This is a genomic window from Candidatus Eisenbacteria bacterium, from assembly GCA_035712145.1.
Lineage (GTDB): Bacteria > Eisenbacteria > RBG-16-71-46 > RBG-16-71-46 > RBG-16-71-46 > DASTBI01.
Window position 1 is genome coordinate 41,515 of the sequence record DASTBI010000163.1, and the last position, 18,473, is coordinate 59,987.

Annotated in this window: 14 protein-coding genes; 2 read left to right on the forward strand and 12 right to left on the reverse strand. The window is 67.9% G+C overall.

Annotated features, from left to right (window positions below; translation table 11 throughout):
• Positions 1–52: 52 nt before the first annotated feature.
• The 4 genes from VFQ05_11195 to VFQ05_11210 form a co-directional block, all read right to left on the reverse strand.
• Positions 53–580 (reverse strand): hypothetical protein, encoded by a 528-nt coding sequence (locus tag VFQ05_11195; GenBank protein HET9327331.1) that lies wholly within the window; start codon positions 578–580, stop codon positions 53–55.
• Positions 581–585: 5 nt separating this feature from the next.
• Complete coding sequence (gene cdaA, locus VFQ05_11200) at positions 586–1,410, reverse strand: diadenylate cyclase CdaA (GenBank protein HET9327332.1); 825 nt, start codon at positions 1,408–1,410, stop codon at positions 586–588.
• A gap of 114 nt (positions 1,411–1,524) precedes the next feature.
• Positions 1,525–2,376, reverse strand: coding sequence for a dihydropteroate synthase (folP, locus tag VFQ05_11205; protein HET9327333.1), 852 nt, complete (start codon positions 2,374–2,376; stop codon positions 1,525–1,527).
• A gap of 8 nt (positions 2,377–2,384) precedes the next feature.
• A complete protein-coding gene (locus VFQ05_11210; GenBank protein HET9327334.1) occupies positions 2,385–2,861 on the reverse strand; it encodes a DinB family protein in 477 nt (158 codons plus the stop codon).
• Between the two features lie 157 nt (positions 2,862–3,018).
• On the opposite strand from VFQ05_11210, the gene VFQ05_11215 reads away from it, so the two are divergent.
• Positions 3,019–4,476 (forward strand): OmpA family protein, encoded by a 1,458-nt coding sequence (locus VFQ05_11215; GenBank protein ID HET9327335.1) that lies wholly within the window; start codon positions 3,019–3,021, stop codon positions 4,474–4,476.
• Positions 4,477–4,533: 57 nt separating this feature from the next.
• On the opposite strand, the gene VFQ05_11220 is transcribed toward VFQ05_11215, so the two are convergent.
• The 8 genes from VFQ05_11220 to secD all read right to left on the reverse strand — a co-directional run bounded on the left by VFQ05_11220 (position 4,534) and on the right by secD (position 17,114).
• On the reverse strand, positions 4,534–6,039 hold the full coding sequence (locus VFQ05_11220; GenBank protein HET9327336.1) for a kelch repeat-containing protein: 1,506 nt from the start codon (positions 6,037–6,039) through the stop codon (positions 4,534–4,536).
• Positions 6,040–6,234: 195 nt separating this feature from the next.
• Positions 6,235–7,728: an asparagine synthetase B gene (locus VFQ05_11225; GenBank protein HET9327337.1), complete on the reverse strand. Its 1,494-nt coding sequence runs from the start codon at positions 7,726–7,728 to the stop codon at positions 6,235–6,237.
• 7 nt (positions 7,729–7,735) lie between these two features.
• Positions 7,736–9,382: a tetratricopeptide repeat protein gene (locus VFQ05_11230; GenBank protein ID HET9327338.1), complete on the reverse strand. Its 1,647-nt coding sequence runs from the start codon at positions 9,380–9,382 to the stop codon at positions 7,736–7,738.
• Complete coding sequence (locus tag VFQ05_11235) at positions 9,379–12,711, reverse strand: hypothetical protein (protein HET9327339.1); 3,333 nt, start codon at positions 12,709–12,711, stop codon at positions 9,379–9,381. Before VFQ05_11235 ends, VFQ05_11230 begins: the two co-directional genes overlap by 4 nt.
• Positions 12,712–12,746: 35 nt before the next feature.
• Positions 12,747–13,472, reverse strand: a complete 726-nt coding sequence (locus tag VFQ05_11240) for a DUF4159 domain-containing protein (protein ID HET9327340.1) — start codon at positions 13,470–13,472, stop codon at positions 12,747–12,749.
• A gap of 30 nt (positions 13,473–13,502) precedes the next feature.
• The gene (locus VFQ05_11245; GenBank protein ID HET9327341.1) at positions 13,503–14,612 is read right to left on the reverse strand and encodes a hypothetical protein; all 1,110 of its coding nucleotides are present in this window, start codon (positions 14,610–14,612) and stop codon (positions 13,503–13,505) included.
• An 11-nt stretch (positions 14,613–14,623) separates the two neighbouring features.
• Entirely contained in the window at positions 14,624–15,541 is a 918-nt protein-coding gene (secF, locus tag VFQ05_11250; GenBank protein ID HET9327342.1) for a protein translocase subunit SecF, read from the reverse strand.
• Positions 15,542–15,551: 10 nt separating this feature from the next.
• Positions 15,552–17,114, reverse strand: coding sequence for a protein translocase subunit SecD (gene secD / locus VFQ05_11255; protein ID HET9327343.1), 1,563 nt, complete (start codon positions 17,112–17,114; stop codon positions 15,552–15,554).
• Positions 17,115–17,599: 485 nt separating this feature from the next.
• On the opposite strand from secD, the gene VFQ05_11260 reads away from it, so the two are divergent.
• A complete protein-coding gene (locus tag VFQ05_11260) occupies positions 17,600–18,448 on the forward strand; it encodes an outer membrane beta-barrel protein (GenBank protein HET9327344.1) in 849 nt (282 codons plus the stop codon).
• Positions 18,449–18,473: the final 25 nt, after the last annotated feature.

Sequence of the window (18,473 nt, forward strand, 5' to 3'; positions counted from 1 at the left end):
ATCGAGATGGGCGAAGGAAAGTAGGGAGGGGCTGGAACTCTGTCAAGGAACCCTAGGGCTGCTCCGCCGGACGGCGCATCAGCGTGTCGGCGTGCAGCACGAAAGTCTCTACTTCGTGTTGCGTGGGACAACACAGAGGATCGTCGGGCGCGTGGGTCAGCAGGTGCAGATGGACCGCCCGGTTGGAGACCCGGAGCGAATCCACCTTGACCCGGTCGCCGAGCGAGGCGGGTCCACGGGTCAGCGCATGATCCTCCTTGTCGAGCAGCGCGTAGAGATCGATGAAGGTTCCGGTGCCGCCCGTAGTGCTGGCCAGGACGACGGCGGCATCCTCACGCTCGTCTCCATCCAGGTCTCCGGTGGCGGAGGCGATCAGACGCACGTCGAGCCCGGCGGCCGAGTCGTGATAGGTGCCCGCCGTGAGCTGGATGGTCCCCGCGCCGAGATGCTCCATCGGATACCCCGCATCGCGGGCCATGGCCACGATGTCCTGGTGGTCCGCGGTCGTCGCCGTCGTCTCGGTCTGGTTCGAGCAGCCTGCGAGCAGCATCGGAAGCGCCACCGTCCATAGCATGCGCATCGTTCTCACCCCACGCGCTGCGCGGCATCGCCATCGTCACGCACCCGGTCGCCGCGGTCGGCCGGAGCGTCGTCAGGGACTCGCACCCGAAAGATACGAACCAGTTCACTGCGAAGCTCGCCTTCGTCCAGGTCGCTCTGCAGCTGGCCACGGAAGGCGATCGAGATCGCGCCGGTTTCCTCGCTGACCACGATCACTGCCGCGTCGGTCTCCTCCGAGAGTCCGAGCGCCGCCCGGTGCCGGGTGCCGAGCGTGCCCACGACTCGCGGGTTCGAAGAGAGTGGCAGGATGCACGAAGCCGCGATCACCGTCTCCTCGCGCACAATCACCGCTCCGTCGTGGAGCGGCGATCCAGGACTGAACAGGGTCACCAGCAGCTCGCCGCTCACCTTGGCATCGAGCCGCGTGCCGGTGTCCACGAAGTTGCGAAGGCCGACGTTGCGCTCCAGGGCGATCAGTCCGCCATGCCTCCGCTGGGCCAGGGTCTCGACTCCGCGCACGACTTCTCCCAGGACTCCATAGCTCTCGCCGCGCAGAAACGAGCGGAAGTACCGGGTGCGGCCGAACTGCGCCAGGGCGTGACGCAGCTCGGGCTGGAAGATGATCACGAAGGCGATGAGCCAGACGGTCTTGAGGCTGTCCGCGATCCATTTGACCGCGATCAGGTCGAACTCACGCGCCGCGACCCCGATCAGGACGATCACCAGGAGCCCGACGTACATCTGGGCCGAGCGCGTGCCCTTGACCAGGATGAGGAGGCGATAGAACAGCACCGCCACGAGCAGGATGTCGAGGACGTCGAGAAGCCAGAGGTCGTGGACAGGCGTCATGGTCCTGGGCCGCCGAGCAAGAGTCGAAGCGAGTCTAGCAGAGGACTCACGCGGCTCCTACGATCGTCGCCGTTTTCGTCGCGCGAAGCCGAGTGGAACACCCATGGTCGGCGATCACGAACGCCGAGCGGCGCGGCGCGCGCCTCGCAGCGCGGCCGCGACACGAGCCGCATCGCGGGTGGATTCGACGTCGTGGCTTCTCAGGATCGCGGCGCCCTGGAAGACCGCGATCGCCGACGCCGCCAATCCGCCTTCGAGCCTCCGATCGACGGGTCGATCGGTCAGCTTCATCAGGAAGCTCTTGCGTGAGACGCCGATCACGATCGGCCGGCCGAGCGCCGCCAGCTCGTCGAGCCGGGCGAGCAGCTCGAGGTTGTGCTCGAGCGTCTTGCCGAAGCCGATGCCGGGATCGAGCGCCACGGAGCTTTCTCGAATGCCGGCGCTGCGGGCCCGGGCCAGGCGCTCCGAGAGCCACCACGCCACTTCGCGCGAGACGTCCTCGTAGCGCGGCTCGCGCTGCATGTCGGCGGGAGTGCCGCGCATGTGCATGAGCACCAGGCCGGCCCCGGCTCCCGCCACGACCGCGGCCATGTCCGGGTCTCCGAGTGCGCTCACGTCGTTGACCACCTGGACCCCGCTTTCGAGCGCCCGGCGAGCCACGGAGGCCGCGCCGGTGTCCACGGAGAGCACGGCCGCAGGCTCGCGGACGAGTGCGGTCAGCACCGGCTCCAGACGGCGCCACTGCTCGTCGGCGGGCACGGGCGAAGCCCCGGGACGAGTGCTCTCCGCGCCGACATCGAGCAGGTCGGCGCCCTGCTCGAGCAGCGAGCGGCCGTGCGCGATCGCGGCGGAGGCGTCGAGGAACCGGCCACCGTCGGAGAACGAATCGGGCGTGACGTTGAGCACGCCCATCACCAGGGCGCGGTCCGCGACATCGAAGACCCGGTCCCGGCAACGCCACTCCAAACGGAGCCTCAGCGAGTCAATTGGTCGCGCAGGCGCCGGATCTGGGCGGCGTGGTCGTGAGCGTGGGCGGCGTAGATCCTGAGCCAGGTCTCGGCGGTATAGCGCCCCGACTCGGTGTGCCACCCTTCCCGCTCCCAGTCCGCGCTCGACATGGAGGAGAGGATCTGGGCCGTGGTGGTCCGCGCGGCGCGGAACGCCTCGAGCGCCGGCGCCATGTCCCGCTCGTTGTAGCGCAGCAAGGTGGCGTAGCGCTCCTGATCGTAGCCGTGGATGATCGGCTTGTCCTCGGTCAGAAGCTTGCGCAGGCGCTGGGCCGAGATCGATTCGCTGTCGGCCAGGTGATGGACGATCTCGCGCGCGCTCCACTTCCCCGGGAGCGGCCGAGCCGACAGACCGTCGTCCGGGAACCCCTCGAGAGCGCTCGCCACCTCCGGGTAGCCGTCTGCGTAGCGAGCAATGAGCTGCCGGCGTTCCTCAGGCGACATGCCGTTTCCTCCGCGAATCCCGCGGGCTTTGTTCCGTTGACCTCAGCGGGCAGCGATGGTAGCACTTACCGGCCTTTTTTCCCGCGCGAGACCGCCTCTCGCTCCACTCCACGCGCGGCGACCGGGCCTCACGTGATCTTTGGAGGGTTCCTGCCGCATGTCGCGCTTCAGCGTGCGCCTGGTCGTTGTCGCCGCCGTCCTGTTCGCGTCACCGGCATTCGCCCAAATCACCGGCCGGCCCATCGAAGTGTCGGGGCAGCTCGGCTGGTCGGCCCCCGACGCCCGGGCCCACGTGAAGAGCGGCCTGGCGTTCGGCGGCTCGGTGGGCATGCGAATGCTGCCATGGCTGGTGCTCGAAGGTCAGGCCTACATGGCGCCGTCCGAGGCCGACACCTTTCCCGAGCCGAGCCATGATTTCACCTCCCTCGGGCTCGACGTGCGGATCAACGTCCGGCCCGGTGACAGCCGCGTCGTCCCGTACCTCATCTACGGGCTCGCGGCCTTGAAGAGCTCGACCACCGGCACGCCTCCGGACGATCTCACGCGCGGCACTCCGAGTCTCGGGGCGGGCGCGCTCATCAACCTCCGCAACCAGCGCAGCTACCTTCGGATTCAGATCCGCGACTCGTTCTTCCGCCAGCGTGACGCCAAGGAGTCCGACAACGACTTCGTGGTGACCGCGGGTCTTCACTGGTTGTTCGGCGGCAAGGAGAAGGACACCGACCTCGACTCTGTGCGCGAGTGGCTCGACGCCTGTCCGGGAACGCCGATCGGGGCCAAGGTGAACGCGCAGGGCTGTTCGATCGACGCCGACCGCGACAGTGTCGCGGATGGCCTCGACCAGTGCGTGAACACGCCCCCGGGCTGCAAGGTCGACGCCAAGGGCTGCCCGACGGACGCGGACGGCGACGGCGTGTGCGACGGCGTGGATACGTGTCCGGACACGCCGCAGGGAACGTCCGTCGACGAGAAGGGCTGTCCCAACGACACCGACGCCGATGGCGTCAAGACGCCGACCGATCAGTGTCCCGACACGCCCAAGGGCGCGATCGTGGACGAGAAGGGCTGCCCGAGGGACGCCGACTCGGACGGCGTGTTCGACGGTCTCGACCAGTGCCCCGAGACGGCGACGGGGATGAAGGTGAACGCGCAGGGTTGCCCGACCGAAGTGCTCGAGAAGGAAAAGGAGCTGTTCGACACCGGCATGATCCGTCTCCAGAACGTGAGCTTCGCCACCGGCAAAGCGGAGCTGCTCTCCGCGAGCTTCGGCGTGCTCGACGTCGTGGGCCAGGTCCTCAGACGCTGGCCCGAGCTCAAGATCGAGATTGGCGCCCACACCGACAACCGCGGGGCGGACCGGGAAAATCAGCGCCTCTCCGAAGCCCGCGCCCGGTCGGTGCTGGACTATCTCGTCCAGAAGTATCCGGACGTCGGCCGCGCACGGTTCACGCCCAAGGGATACGGAGAGAGCCGGCCGCTGGTCCCCAACACCAGCGAAGCCAACATGACGCGGAATCGCCGAGTGGAGTTCGTGGTGACCAACCGCGACCAGCTGAGGCGCGACGCCCAGAAGCGCCGCGAGCAGCAGCAGAGCGCTCCGGAGACGCCGAGGTAATCGCGCAAACGACGACGGGCGGCCCATCGGGCCGCCCGCCCCGTCATCCCGGTGGGATCAGCGAATCACCGCGATGCGCACCACTTCCATCCCCGCGGGCCTCGCCAGACGCACGAAGTAGGTTCCGCGCGGAACCGACTGCCCGGCGCGAGGCCACTCGTGGCGGGACGCGCCGGCGGTCATCATCCCCTGGTACAGCCGTGCGACGACGCGACCCTGGAGGTCGATCACGTCGATGCGGACCGGCTCGCTCTGATCGAGCGAGACTTCCACGCCGCTCGCCAGGGGCTTGAGCTTGCGGCTCTTGTTCGCCAGGCTGGAGCCTTGCACGTTCAATGACGTCGAGCCGCTGAACGGCTGGCCGTCCGCGCGGACGCCGGTCAGTCTCAGGTCGTAGAGGCCGGCCGGTCGGTTGGCGAACGCCGCGCGCGGAAACTTGACGTCGACCTCGGTCTCGGAGATCGAGATCGGCCCACTGAGGTCGGGCGCGATCCCGTCGAGTCTCAGTGACTCCAGCTGAATGTCGGTCCCCGGGAACCCGTTCGGCACGATGTGCGCCGAGATCCACTGCCCGTTGCTGCTGGCGTTGAGCGCGGCGGGGTTGAGCGTGATCGTCACGGTCAGACTGTCGCCAGACGGCGGAGGAGGCGGCGGAGGCGCAACGACACACTGGGAGAACGCCGACGAGCTCGGCATGCCCGACGCGTCCATGCCTCCGGCGACGACGAGACAGTTGGCGAGCGAGCCCACCGATGCGACCGCGACCGCGGCCGGAAGCACGTCCTCGGAGCGCCACACGCCGTCCGATCCCGCGCTGTAGACACGGTCGCTGCGCATGAACGAGCCGTCCATGCCGCCCACGACCCACACGCGTCCATCCAGCACGCCGGCCGCCGGGAACCACAGAGGCTCCGGCAGTGCAGGTCCCGCACTCCACGATCCACTCGCCGGATCGAAGCGCTCGACCAGGCTCGAGGGCATTCCGTCGTACCCACCGATCACCCACAGCCTGCCTCCCAGCACCGCTCCGGCGACGCCGGTGCGCGGCGTGGGAAGCGCGGCCACCGGGCTCCACGCGTTGGCGCCGGGATCGAAGCGGAAGCAGGGCGCGAGCGGATGTCCGTCCTCGCCCTGGCCGCCGGCCACGTAGAGTTCATCACCCACGGCGAAGGCGGCGCCGGAGGCGCGCGCCATCGGCATCGCGGCGACGCCGGACCATGAGCCGGCCGCCGCGTCGAAGCGCTCGGCCGTCGCCGAGGGCACGCCGTTCACGTCGAGACCGCCAAAGGCGAAGACGAAGGACTGGGTCGCGGCGACGCCGGCCGTCATGCGCGGCTCGGAGAGCGAAGGCAACGATCCCCAGGTGGTGCCGTCCCAGGCCACGACGCTGGAGGAGATCTGGCCGTTGAAACCACCGACCAGATAGAGACGCCCGCCTTGGCTCGCGGCGCCCGCGCCGAAGCTCGCTTCAGGAAGCGAAGTGAGCGGCGTCCACGCGGCGACGGAAGGGTGCACGTCCGTGAGCAGCCCGATCAGGACGAGAAGCGAAGCTCCACGAAGCACGGGACTGCACCTCCGTTGGGCGTTCGGGGAATACGGCCAAGGGAGCAAGGAGCAATCCGCGGGCCCCGCGCGATTCCATGGGGTTAGCGCCGCGCGCCGTGCAGCACGCGTGAAACCGCGCACGGATGGGGAAAAAGGCCCGTGCGCGCTGCAGGGGGGATGTGGCGAACCGCGAGGGTCCGACGCTCGCAGCGTCTATGTGCGCTGCTTCTTCTTCTCGGCGGCGGGGAACAGGACGTTGTTGAGGATGAGTCGGTAGCCGGGCGAGTGCCGGAACTTGCTGAGGTCGGTGGCGGGATCGCCGACCATGTGCTGGTAGTCCTCGGGATCGTGGCCGCCCAGGAAGGTGAAGGTCCCGCGGCCGAACTGCCCGTGCAGGTACTTGATCTCCTCGGTCCCCTCGACCTCACCCAGGGAGACCACGCCACTCTTCATGCGGGAGCGGCGGAATCCGGTCGTCTGGCCCAGGAATTCGGCGACCGCGTTCATGTGGTTCTGGACCAGCATGGTGGGCACCGGGTCGTTCTTGGCCGAGAAGTCGAACAGCGTGAACCAGGTGTTGGGTCCGCGCAGGGACGCTTCCTGGGTCATGTCGATGTCGGAGAAGCGATAGATCATCGGATCGGTCTCGAGCCGGAAGTCCTTGAACGCCAGCGTGCGGCTGAAGTCCAGCTTCTTCTGGGCCAGGGGATCCGGAGGATCGCCGTCGTACACGATGTCCGCGATGTCGGCGCCGTTGGCCGCCAGCGCGATGTCGTAGGTATCGGTGGCCGAGCACATGCCGAACATGAAGCCGCCGCGCGAGATGTAATCCTTGATCGTGATCGCCACCGCGGTCTTGAGCTGAGTGACCTTGGCGTAGCCGAGCTTGCGCGCCATCCCCATCTGGACCGCTTCCTCCTCCTGGTACCAGGGGAAGTTGTGGTAGGCGGCGTAGAACTTTCCGTGCTGCGCGGTGAAGTCCTCGTGGTGGAGGTGCAACCAGTCGTACTTCGCCAGGTCCCCTTTGAGCACCTCCTCGTCCCACAGCTTGGTGTAGGGAATGTCCGCGTATTCGAGCGCGAGCGTCACCGCGTCGTCCCAGGGCGGCGTGTTGAGAGGAATGTAGACGGCGACCTTCGGCGCCTTCTCGAGCGCCACGACCTCCATGTTCTCGTCGGCGATCTGGGCGCGGATCGACGCTTCCTGACTTCCGCTGACACGCTCGAAGGACACGCCGCGAATGTTCGCCTCGCGCTCCGTGGCTTCTCCGTCGTCGAGCAGGAAGGAGCCGCCGCGATAGTTGAGGAGCCACTCCGCTCGTTGCCCTTTGGTCAGCGCCCAGTAGGCGAGACCGTACGCCTTGAGATGGTCGGTCTGCCGATCGTCCATCGCCACCAGGAGCTTGGCCGCGACGGGAGCAGGGTTCGCCGCCACCAGGCCAAGACCGAGCAGGAAGACGACCGGGATCATCTCGATCAGCTCGGCGTAGGAGCGACGCTCTCCCGGCTGCCGCGGTGGCTCGACCGGCGTGGGCGGCGAAGCGCCGCGCATCTCGCGCGTTCTCGCGCCCCGCATGAGCAGCAGGGTGAAGCCGAGCGCCAGCGCCGCGGCCACGAGCGTGAGCACGGCGATCGGAAGCGCCAGCAACGCCTGTCCGGCGCCTCGCCCGACCGGAACCCACCTCCATCTCCAGAGCTTGACGATCATCGTTCTCTCAGAAGCGCCGATCCCGCTTGAGCGCTTCGACCCGGCGCCGCACCTCGGGCGCGTTCCATGCCTTGGGGTATCTCGCCAGGCACTCTTCGTACTGGGCGAGCGCCTTGGCGTCATCATGATACGCATTCCGGTACACATCGCCGGCACGCTGCCGGGCGAGCGGCGCCAGCCGATCGTTGGGCAGCCCCTCGGCCAGGGCCAGCAGAGGCTCGAGGGCGCCCTTGCCATCTCCGCTCTTCTCGCGCAGGGCGGCGAGCGTGATGGCCGATTGGGCCCACAACGACGCCCGCGGCAGGGTCCGGTAGAGCGAATCGGCCATGCCCATCGCCCGCCGCGTATCGTTCCGCCACTGCTCGTAGGCGAGGCGCCCGAAGGCCGGCAGCGCCTCCTTGGGGCGCGCCTCCTCGATCGTGTAGATGCGCTCGAGCGCGGCGCCGGTGAACGGTCCGGACGCGTCCTTGCTGGCTCGCTCGTACCACGCCAGCGCGGAATCGGGCTGCCCGGCGAAGAAGAGCGCCTCCGCATAGTGAAACGTCGCGGTCGAGGAGCTTCCGGCGAGGCCCTTGAGCGGCTCGAGCGCGCGTTCGGGCGGGCCGTCGCGCAGATCGTTGAGCGCGTGCTCGACGGCGATCTCCGGCAGACCGGCCTTCTGCTCGCCGAGCGCCTGCAGCAGCCGGCGGGCGTCCTCGGTCGCGCCGGCCTCGCGCAGACCCCGGATCACTTCGATGGCCAGCGGGCTCCCCCATTTGCCGACCGGGATGTCCTGCAGCGCCCGAGCGATGCGCGGCGCGCCCTCGCGTGCCGCGGCGCGGCGCTCGTAGATCTCCCAGGCGCGGCGGGCGGCCACCAGCCGATACGGAAGATCGCGACCGCGATCGCCGGACAGATCGATCAGCACCTCGATCGCCCCCGAGGAGTCCCGCGCCGCTCCGGTCGCCAGCAGCTCCTCGGCGAAGCTCCAGCGAAGCGGGGCGCCCTTGTAGGTCTCGTCGGCGCTCTTCAGCAGACGCATCGCGCCCGGCGCGTCGCCACTGCTCCAGGTGACCGCGGCCGCCCCGCGCACGAGGTCGGTGCGCATCGGGAAGCTCGCGGCCACCCGCTGCGTCACCTCGCGCACGCCCTTGGGATCGGCGGTCACCAGGCTGTCGAGCTTCGTTCTCGCCCACATGCCGTAGATCGGCGAGGCCACCCAGGCTTCGAGCGCTGTCTGCGCCGCTTCCCGTGGCTTTCCGAGCCGCTGGCAGGCGAGGGTCAGATCCTCGCCCAGCAGCAGCGAGTCGCGCGCGGCGCTCCGCTCGGAGCGCGCCAGTTGCTCCAGCTGGCGCCACGCGCCCCGGGCCTGGAGGACGCTGGCCATCTCGATCAGCACTTCGGGATGGTGCGGCGCCCGGGCGAGTGCCCGGTTGAGCGTGTCCTTCGCCGCATCCAGGCGACCGGCCTCGGCCTGGGCGCGCCCGCGCTCGACCTGCGCGCGGACGTCGAGCGGCAGTGAGGGAATCTCGCGCTCGGGAAGTCGCGGCCCAGCCAACGGGACGCGATGCTCGAAGAAGCGCCTCTGTGGCGGACTACCTTGAGCCAGAGCCGGTCCCGCGAACGCGGCGAGGACCAGCACGAGGCCGGTCGCAGCGCCGAGTCTTCGGCTCAACGGCGGCTTCCGTTCAGCGATCGCAAGTAGGCCTCGACGAAGCTGCGGTACTGAGCGGGATACCGATCCAGCTCGGACTTGAGCAGGTCCTGACGGAAGCGATCGGACTGGCGCAGCAGCTCGGCCGGAATCTCGGCAGGGCTCTGGCCGGCGACGTCCTGTCCCGGTCGCGACTCGCGCTGCGGATCGAAGTCACGGCGGTTCACCGAGCGCTGGGCGTCGAGCAGCCGGGAGAGGATCTTCTGCTGCTTCTCCTCCAGCGAGCCGTCGGCCGCTCCCTGCCTCAGCGCTTCCTCGACTTCCTTCATCTCGCGCTCGGTCTGCTGGAGGCGGCCGAGCAGCTCGCGCTTGGACTCCTCCTCCGCGCGGATCTGCTCGAGCTCGTGACGAATCCGCTCCTGCTCGCGCGCCAGGCGGTCCATCTGCTCGCGATCGCCGGCCGAGAGTCGCATCTGCTCGGAGAGCTGCTTGGCCAGGCTTCGTGTCTGCTGATTGAGCTGGCTCTGCATCTCGGAGATGTTGCCGATCTTTTGCGGGTTCGGCCGCGTGCCGCTCTTGCCGGAGCCCGGCTGGTCGCACATCGCCCCTTCGGCCTCGCGCAGGGAGAGGATCGCCTGGTTGAGCGAGCGCGCCGCGTTGCGGCCGGCCTCCTCGCCACGCGCGCGGTTCCCGGCCGACAGCTCGCGACCCGATTCGTTGAGGCCGTTGATCGCCCGGCCCAGCGCCTCCGAGAGCTGCGGTGAGATGAAGGGGGTCTGCCGCGACAGCTGGTACAGCGAGTCGGCGACTCGAGCGGTGCCTTCGGAGAGATCGGTCTGGCGGTCAGCCATGGCGCGGGGCGGGGCGTTGGAGCCCAGATTCCCCTCGCTCTCGCGCTGCAGCGACACCAGGTCCTGCGCCGCGCGACGCACGGCAGCCAGATCCACCTGGTCCTGCTCGGACTGGGACTGCTGCGCCATGCTCTGCATGCGCTCGGCCGCGCGCTGGAGCGCGTCGCTCGCCTGCTTGCCGGACTGCTGCGCCTTGGACGACTGACCTTTCTCGGAGGACTGGGACGCCTGCTCCTGGGCCTTCGCCGCTTCCTGGGACAGCTCCTGCGCCGCGGTCTCCATTTCCTGCTTCTGCTGCGCATCCTCGGACTTGGCCGCCTGCTCCTGGGTCTCCTGGCCGAGCTGCTTGCTCTCCTCCGCCGCGCGCTGCTGCCGATCGGACAGGTCCTTGCGCTCCTTGGCGTCGCTCTGCTCCTTGCCCGACTGCTCGTGCTCCTGGTTGAGCGCGTCCTGCTGGGCCTTGAGATCCTCGGCGCGCTTGGCCAGCTCCTGCAGCTTCTCTTCCTCGCGCAGTTTCTTGAGCAGCTCGAGCGTGCGCTCGAGGTTCTCGACCAGCTCCTTGTTTTCGGTTCTCCATTGCGGCATCTGCCGCTCGAGCGCGCGCCGATCGAGGTTCTCCATCGCCTGCTGCATCTTCTTCAGCGCTTCCTTGAACTCGGGCGACTGGATCTGCTCCATGAGCTGCTGCACCTGATTCAGCTTGCGCATCAGCTCCTGATCGAAGGCATTCCGCTCGGCGGCCTCATCGATGCTCTGCTGCAGCTGCTGGGCGGCCTGATCGATCTGACGTCCGATCTCCTGCTGGCGCTGGAGGGCGCCGCGCAGCTCTTCACTGCGCTCGAAGTTCTGACCTGGCGCCGACTCCTGGGGCTGCTGCTGGCGCGACAGCTTGTCGAGCGACTTCTGCAGCTCGCGCGCCTGTTCGGCGACCCGCTCCAGAGTGTTCTGCGCGCCGCTCTGCTGCTGCTCGACGTTCTGGTAGAGGTCGGCGACCGAAGGGAAGCGAAGCTGGAACTCCGGGCTCACCGCCCGTCCGCGTCCGGTGACCGCGTTGTCGTCGAACAGGACGAGCCGGAACGCGGCGCTCTGCCCGGGAAGCAGGGCCAGTCCCGAAGCGTCCCAGCGCGTGTCCACGCGCGCATCCCGCGGGTGGGCCGGAAAGTTGGCGAGAGGGAGATCGGTCCAAGGATTCTCGGGAGCCATCCGATACTGGAGCTTGAGCTCGGTGAGTCCGAGATCGTCCTGCGCCAGCACCTGCAGCGGCACCTGCTGACCGGTCGGCAGGTCGACGTCGCCCTCGGGAGTCCGCACCATCAGCACGGGCGGCGCATCGGCCAGCGCGGTGACCCGGTAGCGGAAGCGTCCCTCGCGGGGCGCGGCCTCGTCGCTCTCGTCCGACTGCGCGGCGGCGATGAGCTCGTAATCCCCGTCGCGATCGATGGGGACCACGCCGCGCCAGCGCCGAGGAGAGAGCGATTCCCAGCGGCGCGTCGACGCGCCGTCCTTCGCCTCCAGCGTCTCGAGGTCACGGTCGAAGGTCACGACCAGCGTGGCGCGGCTGCCGCGCAGCGCCGACAGGTCTCCGCGCGAGGAAGTCCCGCGCTGCACCGGAAGCCGCGCGTACGAAGGCGCGCGATACTCGATCTCGAAGCTCACCGGAGACAGTGCGCCGGAGAGGCCGATGCGGTAGCGAGGGCTCTTCGTGGCCGCCACCTTCACCCAGTACTCCGAAGCGCTGGTCAGCTGGGCCAGGTCGAAGCGCCAGATCCGCGCGCCGGCTTCGTCCCGCCCTTCGGACGCCGCCTCGACCGGGTCACCAGGAGCGCGCTCGAGGCGCGGCGCACGCTCACTGCCCCACACACGCGCGCGCACCGCCAGCGATGCGCCCGGCGTGACGGTGACCGATCCCGGCTCGACGACGAGCCGCACCGGCGGCGCGGCGGCCTCCGGGTTCCAGAGCGTGGCCCAGGAGCGCTGCGTGCGCGCGGGCCACAGCGAACCCACGAGAACCATCGCGGCAAGACAGGCCGCCATCACCACGGCCGGACGACGAGGAGCGATCTTCGGCTGCAGCGTGACGAGGTCCGTGCCCTCGAGCTGCCGCAGCGTCTCCTGCCGCAGCGCTCCCGCCAGCTCGGGAGAGACGTCGCGCAGCTCGGCGCCCTCGAAATCCACGGCGTTGCGGAGCAGGGACCTCAAGTTGGGGAATCGAGACTCGACCTGCTCGAGGTACGCCGGCATCGAGAGCACGTTGCGCGCGTACCGCGCGCCCGCGGCGAGCAGCGCCATGACCGCGGCCGTGGCCAGCAGCGAAAGCCTCAGCCACGCGGTGGCGACGCCCGGAGTGATCGCGACGCCGATGAAGAGAGCAAGCGCCACGAGCACGGCGCATCGCTCGGCGCCGCGCAGCGCGCAGCGCCACATCCAGGCGCGACGGTGCTGTTGGTGCTGGCGCTCCAGCGGGTGTCGAAGATCGGATTCGGGCGCGCGTCGTGTCATGAGGTTTTGCCGCTGGCGGCCCGTGGGGGACGGGGTCAGTGCGTCAGCGCATAGTGGACGATGTTGAGACCCATGCGCAGCGCCTGCTCGCGTTTTTCGGGCGGATCGTGATGAACGTCTTCATCCTCGAGACCGTCACCGAGGTCCGTGTCGTGCGAATAGAATACAACCAGCCTTCCTTGGTGAACAATGCCGTACGCCTTGGCGGGACCACCCGCGTGCTCATGAATCTTCGGCAACCCGCTCGGGAATTCGTAAAGGCCGTGAAAAATAGGATGCGAATACGGGATCTCGATGAGCGGACTCTCGGGAAAGATGCGGCGAATCTCGCGACGGAACGAAGGATCGATCCCGAAGTCGTCGTCCACCCACCAAAATCCCCCGGTCGTCAGGTATCGGCGCATGTTCGTCACTTCGGTCGGCGTGAACTTCATGTTCCCGTGACCGCACGCGAACAGGAAGGGGTACTGGAACAGGGCGGCGCTTGCCGGCTCCACGACCGCCTCGCGCTCCCCGCCGACCGGGATCGAGGTTCGGGCGCCGACTCCGCGCATGAGGTTCACCATCGAGGTCCGATCCTCATACCAGTCGCCGCCTCCGCCGTACTTGAGGCGCGCGATGCTGAACGCGCGAGCGCCGGGCGGGGAGGGCTGGCCGGGGCCCAGGGCTGGACCGCGCGGCGCCACCTGGGCCAGGGACGCAAGCGTCGCGACCAGGAGGAATAGCGTCGCGAGGGAAACGGCCGGAGCGATCTGGCGCACTGGGGGTCGGCGGGGCGGGATGGGCACCCCTTAAAGGATGGTCAGCTCCCGGTCTCCGGTTCGAGTGATCTGCAGTGGGACCAGGCCGGTGCCCACTCGCCCCCAGAATTGGAAACCGAGCGCCCCGCGCGGAGAGATCGAGTAGCTCCCTTCCTTCCGGAAGAGGCTGTAGTCCTCGAAGTTCGCCAGCCAGTCGGCGGGCGTCGTCAAGTCGGCCATGAGATCCGCCAGGTTCTTGTGACTACGCGCGATCAGACGACCCGAGTCGTCCACGGCCGTGATTCGAGCCTGATAGAGCAGGCCCGTGAGGAGGGGGTACTTCGTCCTGACGATCGTGAGGTCGGCCGACGGATCCGCGGGAACGAAGACGATGAGCTGATCCTGGGTCACGCCAAGGTAGGTCGGCGAGGGGAGTCCGGTCGCCACCAGATCCGCAGAGTCCTGCCCGGCGAACTGGTAGACGTGCACCCAGTAACCGGCGGCGTTCGGCACCTCGCTCCATGCCAGTCTGAAGATGGAGTCGACCGGTGGGGGGACGCGCGGGTCGAGCCCGTTCACCGAGGTGAGCGTGATGCCGGACGGGAGCGGATCCGACCCGCCAGTCCCGATGTTCGTCTTTGGAGCGCCGCTGACCACGGTTCCCGAAGCCGTGCCGCGCCCGATGTATTCGGGCGAGGATCCAGGTGAGCGGTCCGAGAACTCGAAGACGTCGGTGTTGAATCCCAGGTATCGCCTCGCCGGTGGCAACAGGTAATCGAAAATGGGAAGGAAGCTGCCGCCATTCTTCCTGAGGATCTCGAACTCGCTTGCGGGCGTGAAGTCGAAGATGAAACCTCGCGTCGCCCCCGGACCCGCAGCATAGACGAGCTCTTCACTGAGGTAGGTGTCCTGGAAGACCTCGCCAGTCCCAGGGGAGGACCAGCTCGGGCCGCCCGCCTCTTGATCCAAGAACGTCCAAACCTCGTTGGGTGTGTCGCGCCAGACGATGAGCTGGGATTCCGATGGAATCCCTACGACGCCATCGCCCGGAACCACCATCGACTTCTTCTCACAGGAGGCCAACAGCAGCGCGCTCGAGGTCAGCAGGCCCAACAGGGCGAAGCCCGAGAGAGAGCGCAGACAAAGGCGAGGACCCTTCATGGACTTCTCCGTCATTCGGCCTGAATGCCCTTCCGCCGATCCAGCCAGATCCAGATGTCCAACGCCAGCGCGCTCGCAAGGTAGACCGAGGAGTAAGTCCCGATCAGGATCCCTATGAGCGTGGCGAAGGAGAAATCCTGCAGCACATCGCCACCCCAGACCAGCAGGGCCACCGCGCTGAGGAAGACCGTGGTGTTGGTGATCACGGTGCGCGAGAGCGTCTCGTTGACCGCGATGTCCATGGCGATCGAGTGCTTCTCCTTGCGAAGCGCCTTGGATCGCTCCCGGATCCGGTCGAAGACCACGACCTTGTCGTTGATCGAGAACCCGGCAATGGTCAGCAGGGCGGCGATCACCGTGAGGCTGACTTCCCGGTTCGTGAAGCACAGGAAGCCCAGGGTCGCGAACACGTCGTGGAAGAGCGCGACGACGGCGCCCAGGGCGAACTTGAACTCGTACCGCACACCGACGTAGATCAGGATCCCGGCCAGGCTGCCGAGGATGGCCCAGATCGCCTTCTCGCGGAGCTCGCTGCCGACCTTGGGCCCGACCAGCTCGCTGCGCCGCAGCTCCACGTTGACCCCCGGCGCGCGCCGGGTGATGGCCTGGCGCACCGTGGAGAACAGATCCTCGCTGTTCTGCTCCGCCTTGACCCGCAGCATGTACTCGTCGTGCTGGTCGCCGGTCTGCTGGAGCTCGACGCCCCGGAGGCCCGCCTCTTCGAGTGCGGCGCGCACCTGGTCGGCCGCGAGCACGGTGCTGGTGCGAATCTGAAGCATCGTCCCGCCGGTGAAGTCGACGCTGTATCGGGGGCCCCCGCGGCTCACGAGCCAGACGACGGTCGCCAGGATCAGCACCGCCGACATGACGTAAGCCACCCGGCGGTACCGCATGAACGGGAACTTGGTGCCGACCAGCAGCTGGATCATCGAGAGGCCCTCAGATGCTCAAGCGCTCGGGCTTGCCGCGGTTGAGCCAGTAGTCGTAGATCAGGCGGGTGAAGAGCACCGCCGTGAACACGTTCGCGATGAGGCCGATGCTCAACGTCACCGCGAAGCCCTTGATGGGGCCCGTGCCGAACTGGAAGAGGAACAGCGCGCAGATCAAGGTGGTGAGGTTGGAGTCCATGATCGTCCGGAAGGCGCGGTCGTAGCCGAGATTGACCGACTGGCGCACGCTCTTCTGGTTGCGCAGCTCCTCACGGATGCGCTCGAAGATCAGCACGTTGGCGTCGACCGACATTCCGATGGTGAGAACCAGGCCGGCGATGCCCGGCAGGGTCAACGAGGCGCCGAAACCGGAGAGCGCGGCGACGACGTAGAACATGTTGAGCAGCATGGCGAGGATCGCGATCATCCCGGAGAGCCGGTAGTAGAACACCATGAAGACCACCACCAGGATGCTGCCGATGAGGCCCGCCATCAGGCCCTTCTGGATCGAATCGCTGCCGAGCGAAGGACCCACCGATCGTTCCTCGATGGTCCGTACCGGGGCCGGCAGCGCGCCGGCGCGGAGGACGATGCCCAGGTCCTTGGCTTCCTCGAGTCCAAAGGAGCCGGTGATCGATGCGTCGCCGCTCGGGATGCGCTCGCGGATCACGGGCGCCGAGCTGACCTTGGAGTCGAGCACGATCGCGAGCTGCCGATTGACGTTGTTGCCGGTGACCCGCGCGAAGTCGGCGCGGCCCTTCGGCGTCATGGTCATGGTCACGCCCCAGGCTCCGGGGTTGGTCTGATCGAGACCGACTCGCGCCTCGGCGGTGGCGATGGAGTTGCCGGTCATTTCGGGCGTGCGCTTCACCACCCAGAGCAGGCGGCCGGTGACGCCCTGGAAGTTCTCGTCGTCGGAGGACCACAGGATCTGGGAGTCGGAAGGGACGATCGAGTCGATCCCTGGAGTCGCCAGCAGCCGAGCGACCGCCGAGGTGTCGTCGAGCCGCACGAAGGCCGAGGACTGGATGTCGAGGAAGTGGCCGGTCAGCGGCGTGTTGCGCAAGGTGGTGTCGAGCGCAGCACCGGCCCCGCGAGCCGCGAGGTAGCTGTCGAGGCGAGCGAGGATGTTGCGGACCTCTTCCGGGGACCGCACCAGCTTGAACTCCAGCAGAGCGGTCCGTCCGATCAGCTCACGGGCGCGCTCGCGGTCGGTGAGCCCGGGAAGCTGAACGATGATTCGATCCTCTCCCTGCTTCTGGATCAGCGGCTCGGCGACGCCGAACTGGTCGACGCGACGCTCGATGACCTCGCGCGCACGATCGACGGCATCGGCGGCTTCGGCGGCGGAGAGCTTGGACCGGTCGACCTCGAGCAGCACCTGCATGCCGCCCTGGAGATCGAGCCCCAGATGGATGGCCTTCTTGCGGAGCTCGCGCAGCTCGCTCGGGGGGAGCTTCGCCCGCTCCGCCGGGCTCAACGAGTAGTAGCGGTAGGAGGGCCACAGGTACCAGAGGGAGAGCAGCGTCGCGGCCACGACGCTCAACAGCTTCCACTGGTCTGCGCGCGTCATCCTGAGGTTTCCCTAGACGATGAACGGCCGGGCGGGCTCACGCCCCCCGGCGCATGCGGGCAAAAGAGGTGCGGCAGTCTACGGGCGCCTCGAGCGAGTGTCAACGAAACCGAGGACCGGGACTGGGGCCGGTTGGCGGCCGGCCCCCGAAGAAGGCTCGAAAGGTACTCGGTGGGTCGGGGTGAGGAGAGGAACGAGGCGATTTTGCGGGATCCCGGTCGAGGAACGTCGCCGTCGACGGCAAGAACGAGTCCATGCACGCGGCCGTTGTCCGCGCCACGGTTATGCGAACGTCCCCGTCGTCGCGGCGTCGGCGATGTCGGCAGGCCGACGACGCCGGTCACATCACCGCGCCGGAAGTGGTTGCAGCAAAGCGCGCAAGCCGCATTCCCATTCTTGACACCCCCCGAGGCCATTCCTATACTGCCGCGCCTTCGCACCCGGGACGTTTCCCATCCTCCAAGGGAACCGAGGAGCTCCAACGCATGATCCTGCGCCCATTCGGGGTGCGAATCGTCTTTTTCTCGCTCTTCCTGGCCGCGCCCTGTCTGGCGCAAGACGCGCCCGCTCCAAGCCCCACTCCTGAGCCCGAGGTCAAATTGGCGCCGGCCGACAGCACACCGAAGGCCGAGCCCGCTCCCGCCCCGGCCACCGCGACCATCGCGCCCGCGGCCGTGGCGCCGGCCGCCGCGGAGAGCAAGGCATTTCCAAACCACGCGGGTGTCGGGGGATTGATCGGCGGGTCGTGGTTCTACGCCGCCGAGGACTACTCCGAGGGCTCGCATCCCCGCTTCGATTTCAGTGGGCAGTTCCGCTACAACCTGCGCCCGAGCTGGCGGCTTCAGGTGAGCCCTGGATTCACGTGGTCGGCCTACTCCAAGAAGCACTCGCCGCCCTTCACCGATCCGAAGTTCCCCGAGGACACGAACAAAGAGAGCTATCTCACGCTCCTCGTTCCGGTCTCCGCCCAGATCCAGTGGATCTGGGGCAGGTCGCCGAGGCTCTACCATGTGGGAGCCGGTCCGGGGGTCTATCGCCTCTGGATCGAGAACCATCGCAAGGTGCTGGCCGACCCGGCCACCCAGAGGCTCCACCGCGGGAACTATTTCGGCTTCACGGCCGAGGTCGGAGCGGAGCAGTTCCTCAAGGGTCTTCCGAAGACGAGCGTGGAGATTTCGATGGCTCAACACCACGTCATGGCGGAACGTGACGACCAGTTCCCGTCCGGCTGGAACAGCGCAGCCAGGACCATCGCGCTGCGCGCCGGAGTCAATTATTATTTCGACCTGAACAAGCCGAAGGAGACCTCGGAGTTGCCCCCGGGGCTCAAGTGACAGGCGGCGAGGATCCAGGAGGACT

Bases quoted from the DNA above. Each gene is read 5' to 3' on its own strand.
- VFQ05_11195 (HET9327331.1), bottom strand. From the start codon at position 580: ATGCGCATGCTATGGACGGTGGCGCTTCCGATGCTGCTCGCAGGCTGC.
- cdaA (HET9327332.1), bottom strand. From the start codon at position 1,410: ATGACGCCTGTCCACGACCTCTGGCTTCTCGACGTCCTCGACATCCTG.
- VFQ05_11210 (HET9327334.1), bottom strand. From the start codon at position 2,861: ATGTCGCCTGAGGAACGCCGGCAGCTCATTGCTCGCTACGCAGACGGC.
- VFQ05_11215 (HET9327335.1), top strand. From the start codon at position 3,019: ATGTCGCGCTTCAGCGTGCGCCTGGTCGTTGTCGCCGCCGTCCTGTTC.
- VFQ05_11225 (HET9327337.1), bottom strand. From the start codon at position 7,728: ATGATCGTCAAGCTCTGGAGATGGAGGTGGGTTCCGGTCGGGCGAGGC.
- VFQ05_11235 (HET9327339.1), bottom strand. From the start codon at position 12,711: ATGACACGACGCGCGCCCGAATCCGATCTTCGACACCCGCTGGAGCGC.
- VFQ05_11245 (HET9327341.1), bottom strand. From the start codon at position 14,612: ATGAAGGGTCCTCGCCTTTGTCTGCGCTCTCTCTCGGGCTTCGCCCTG.
- secF (HET9327342.1), bottom strand. From the start codon at position 15,541: ATGATCCAGCTGCTGGTCGGCACCAAGTTCCCGTTCATGCGGTACCGC.
- secD (HET9327343.1), bottom strand. From the start codon at position 17,114: ATGACGCGCGCAGACCAGTGGAAGCTGTTGAGCGTCGTGGCCGCGACG.
- VFQ05_11260 (HET9327344.1), top strand. From the start codon at position 17,600: ATGATCCTGCGCCCATTCGGGGTGCGAATCGTCTTTTTCTCGCTCTTC.